The following is a 4,488-nucleotide window of genomic DNA, read 5'->3' as shown; positions in this document are numbered from 1 at the left end:
AGCCGACCGGCTCCGAGACACAGATATTCGCCAAACTTGGCGATGATCCTATCGACGCTATCGTCAAGGATCGACTGACAGTCCGACCTGGTGAAGAAGTTAGACTGAGGATCGATCCGCGCCGTGTCCACATCTTCGACAGGCAAAGCGGCGCACGCCTGTGACACTTCGCCATTCTGATTGCGCCAATCATCTGCAGGTCCTGCACCGATGCGTTGAGAAGCTGGGCGGATCGCCTGATGATGGTAACCTTTTCCATGGATGCCTGCCTCTCCTTTGCGTGGCTCTAACACCACAAATTTGTCGGGTAGGCGGGGTCGTTGCCGATCCCCGCCCCCCACAGATCCGGACGTGCAGATTTCCCGCATCCGGCTCCTCACAGGCCAGTTTAGCTCATGGACTGCGCCACTGACGGACAATCTTGGCTGGCGGCAACGGATACCTGTCGAGTAGTCCCTGCATTCGGGCCCAGGTAAAGGCATCCTTCTGGCTCCGGCTTCCCAGCCATCGCTTCCAAATGCGCCCGACCTGGTAGGAGTGGTACCAGTTCAGACGTTTCGCATTTCCCGTGATCCCGTAATAGGCATAGTGGCCCCACATCACCTTACCAAGTACTCGTGCTGCTGCTTGAGCGTCAGGTGCCGATAGGTCTTGCACCAGCGCCAAATCGCCTTCAGCGACCGCGCGTAACGATCCTTGGCCGTGACTTGGCGAACAACGCGGTTGCCCTTCCGCGACCTTCCCCAAACATGGGTAAAGCCAAGGAAGTTGAACGTTGTTGCGTCCGTCGCAGGGTGTTGTAGCCCCTTCAATCGATGGGGCCGGAAGTCCACGTAATGCGTCTTGTCCACATGGAGCGTGAGCCCGTACTTGGCAAGACGTCTGCCCAGAACGCCAAGCATGCGCTTGCCGCTCTCCGGGTCTTCTAGGGGTATGACGAAGTCATCAGCATAACGCACCAGTTGGGTCCGCCCGGAAAGGCGCGGTTGCGCCACCTCCACGAAACATTCGTCCAGCACATGGTGCAGAAAGATGTTCGCGAGAAGCGGGCTAATCACGCCTCCCTGCGGGGTCCAGTCACCGAGTTTTGCAGGGAACCTCCTTCGAGTACTCCTGCTTTCAGCCATTTGTCGATCATGCGTCGAATGACGCCGTCTGTGATCCGCAGATCGAGGAAGGATCGCAGATGCTTGTGATCGATGCTGTCGAAGTACTTCGAGATATCCGCATCAATCACCCAATACTGTCGCTGTCCCATGATGCCACGCACAATCGGCGCAAGGCATCATGAGCAGAACGGTCCGGCCGAAAGCCGAAAGAACAGTCCAGAAAGTCCTGCTCGTAGATCGGCTTCCAGAACCATCAAGATCGCCCGTTGCGCCACCTTGTCTTCAATGGTTGAAATGCCCAGAGGACGTTTCGACCCATCTGCTTTCGGTATGTAGTGACGCCGCACCGGCGGCGCGCGATAGCTGCCCGACTTGATCCGCGACAGGAGGCTTTCAAGGTTCACCTCCAAATCCCTCTCATAGTCGGCAGCCGTGCGCCCGTCGATGCCCGCCGCCCTATCCTTGCGCGTCAGGGCCCACGCCTCGAACATCCATTCAAGGTCGATCAGGTGGTGCAGGGACGTAAGCACCCGGTCCGGGTGCTCCCTCGCCTGTTCGGCTATCCACTGCTGTTTTGTGGACATGTTTGTGGGGCTCAGGGTCCCCTCCGATGTTTCCCGTCAGTGGGTCTGACATGTGACGCCCCCCTTCCCTCGACCGGGTTCCGCTGGCCACGGTTCCCCGCTTTCGACGGTACTATGAGGGCGCTCCGACTTCCCGCACCGCATGCCCTTCGGCCTATTGTTTTCGCCAGCCGGGTCCGAAGGGTCCTGCATGTTCGTGTTCGCCGTAGCGCTCCCGGGGGATTGCAGGTCCTGCCCCCGCGTGTGCCACACCGAAGGCGTCATCACGTTCGCATTTCGAGGCTTACATCACCGCTTTATCACCTGCCGTCTACGCTTCATGGGCACCGTTGCCGACGCCCACGCAAGACTCGCTTCCGGCTGGCGGGCTGCGCCTTTACCGGGCAGGAGTTGAACCTGCTGGATCGCTGAGAAAGGTTTCAGGTTGTATCGTTCTCCTTTCCACGGCTTATCCTGGCGCACGGCACATTGCGATGCCGTCGAAGAAGGCTGGCATCCACATGGGGTAATCGCGGGAGCGAGTCGCCAGAGAATCAATCATATCCTTGGAAGTTGGCTGTTCCCCGATAAGATGGAAATACGGGCTCACGACCTGACGCCGGGGCCAAGCATCTGATGGAGAACAGCCATGGAAGAATATATCGGTCTCGACGTGTCGATGAAAGAGACGGCGGTGTCGATTCCACGTGAAGGCAAGCGCGTCTGGCGCGGGAAGTGCGCCTCTGATCCGAAGATCATTGCCGAGCTTATCCGTAAGCGGGCGCCAGCCGCCAAACGCGTGGTGTTCGAGACTGGCCCCCTTTCCGTCTGGTTCTATCACGCGCTACGTGCGGAAAGGCTGCCAGCGATCTGCATCGATGCTCGCCCTGCCAAGGCTGCGCTCGATATGGCGCCGAACAAGACCGACGCGAACGACGCCGACGGTTTGGCGCATCTTGCAGGTGGGGTTCTTCCGTCAGGTGCGGGTGAAAGGATTTGACTGCACGCTGACCCGCACGCTCGTGGCGGCACGCACCCGGCTGGTCCGGATCACCACCGAACTTTCCAACCAGGTTCGTGGACTCATGGAAACGTTCGGCCTGCTCGTGCCTGCAGGTAAGGGAACCACATTCGATCGATCACGAGGGACTTGCTCTTATCGTGCTGCCGATGTTGGAGACATGGCGCGGCATTCGCATCCGTGCCGCTGAGCTTAGGCGCCAGCTCGTCGCAGATGCACGTCAGAGAGGGGCATGCCGCTACTCATGTCGACCCCCGGCGTCGGCACCATCACCGCCACCTCGTTCGCCACTGCCATTGAATATCCGGACAACTTCAAGACGTCCCGATCTGTTGGCGCCTGGATAGGCCTCACGACGCGCCGCTACCAATCCGGAGAAGTCGATTATGACGGCCACATATCCCGACGCGGCGACCGCCATTTGCGAGGGCTTCTCTACGAAGCGGCGTCGGATATTCTGACGCGTAGCTCAAACGAGAGCACCCTGCGGACATGGGGTCTCCAGCCCGGGAGAGGATCGGCTTCAAAAGAGCTGCCGTGGCTGTGGCGCGCAAACTGGCGGTGATAATGCATACGATGCTTAAAACCGGCGAGCTCTTTATCCGAATGCAGGAGCCACAACGTAAATCCGGATAGCGTTCAGAATCTGAACGCCTGAGGCGTCCCTGCCGGGACGTGAGCCGAGCCATTCCGCTGATGGGGTTGCACCGCTGACTCAGCAAAGTGCTAATCCACATTGAAGGCTCGTCCCGCGAATCTCCATCATGCGGCGACCGATGTCGACCGCGAAGACAACCGTGTACCCGGCCAACGCATTTCCGAGCGCAAAGATACTTGACGTGCCCACCGCGATTAGACAACCCCATCAGCAAAAATGGAGTGGCATTCACGATGACGTTGGCGTGTCCGCGCGCAAACTACCCGAGCCTTGATAGCGAGGTGGGCTCGCAGACCCGATAGAGCGGCCCGCCTGCTGTCGGGGGCAACCAGCAGAAGATGTATCTCGAAAACGGCTGCATCGCAGGCCTGATATCCTGCTGTTCGACGAGCCGACTTCGGCATCGCGCGAAGGCGGAAGTTTATGGGCTTTGCGTGCCGAACGAGACCGTTTCGAGCCTGATGGTTTGGTCCGATCTCGGAGGGATGACACCATTGCCGACATAACAGAAGTGATGGATCAGGCCGGTTGGTCGCGCTCCAGACGGCAGCCAAAGCTCCGTGGAGCCGTTCGCCCTGACTATCCTGACCGCGCATGTCCTCGGCTAGCGGAGGCCGGCAGCCTGTCGCCATCGTGACGTTTTCGGCGCCTCGGATGCGACACGTGTACCCGCAAAACTATGAAGAACCCCAAACCGCTTGTAATTTAAGCCTAGCTGTGCCGGGCATGTTTTTTGCTTCGCATCTCGTGACCGTTAACTGAACAGAGTTTTTGATGCGAGTCGTGCGGCGCGAGAGAGAAGCCACCGGCCGCCGAGAAGACTGGTGCGGAATGCTAGAACAAGGTCGGCAGGCTTGCGCGAGAAGCGGGGTGCGGCTAGGGCTGGAACGTCCCCTCCAACAAATCGGCGATCTCTTCAACCAAAGCCGGATCGATCCACCAAGGTCCTCAAAAGCGCACACGCTACACCATTGTTGCAGAATCCAGCAAGAAACTCGCCATGAGGAGACGCATGATTCAGCCTGGTAGAACTCCACTTCATATTCAGCTGGCGGACATCATTCGGTCTCAGATCGAGAGCGGTGTCTTCAATGCTGGCGATCAGCTTCCCACTGAGATGGAGTTGATGAAGCAGCA

At 58.9% G+C, this 4,488-nt stretch carries 5 protein-coding genes and 1 pseudogene; 2 read left to right on the top strand and 4 right to left on the bottom strand.

What is annotated here, in order from left to right; genetic code table 11:
* A partial coding sequence (locus EN807_RS37550) for a TOBE domain-containing protein (RefSeq protein ID WP_189522635.1) occupies positions 1-164 on the top strand: 164 nt, incomplete at its 5' end.
* Positions 165-599: 435 nt separating this feature from the next.
* On the opposite strand, the gene EN807_RS37130 is transcribed toward EN807_RS37550, so the two are convergent.
* Genes EN807_RS37130 through EN807_RS36140 form a run of 3 tightly spaced genes read right to left on the bottom strand, consistent with a single transcriptional unit; the run spans position 600 to position 1,693 of the window.
* On the bottom strand, positions 600-1,058 hold the full coding sequence (locus tag EN807_RS37130; protein WP_245485943.1) for a reverse transcriptase domain-containing protein: 459 nt from the start codon (positions 1,056-1,058) through the stop codon (positions 600-602).
* On the bottom strand, positions 1,055-1,270 hold the full coding sequence (locus tag EN807_RS37125) for a hypothetical protein (protein ID WP_246684491.1): 216 nt from the start codon (positions 1,268-1,270) through the stop codon (positions 1,055-1,057). The genes EN807_RS37130 and EN807_RS37125 overlap by 4 nt, the downstream gene beginning before the upstream one ends.
* Positions 1,271-1,285: 15 nt before the next feature.
* A complete protein-coding gene (locus tag EN807_RS36140; RefSeq protein ID WP_210240010.1) occupies positions 1,286-1,693 on the bottom strand; it encodes a hypothetical protein in 408 nt (135 codons plus the stop codon).
* 628 nt (positions 1,694-2,321) lie between these two features.
* On the opposite strand from EN807_RS36140, the pseudogene EN807_RS32105 reads away from it, so the two are divergent.
* Positions 2,322-3,329: pseudogene (locus tag EN807_RS32105) on the top strand (IS110 family transposase).
* A gap of 938 nt (positions 3,330-4,267) precedes the next feature.
* Here the strand turns inward: EN807_RS32105 and EN807_RS37120 are convergent.
* The coding region (locus tag EN807_RS37120) for a hypothetical protein (RefSeq protein ID WP_245485938.1) at positions 4,268-4,488 on the bottom strand (221 nt) is incomplete at its 5' end.

The sequence above is a fragment of the Mesorhizobium sp. M5C.F.Ca.ET.164.01.1.1 genome (assembly GCF_004792125.1).
GTDB lineage: Bacteria > Pseudomonadota > Alphaproteobacteria > Rhizobiales > Rhizobiaceae > Mesorhizobium > Mesorhizobium wenxiniae.
This window is presented reverse-complemented; position numbering and strand designations above follow the sequence as displayed.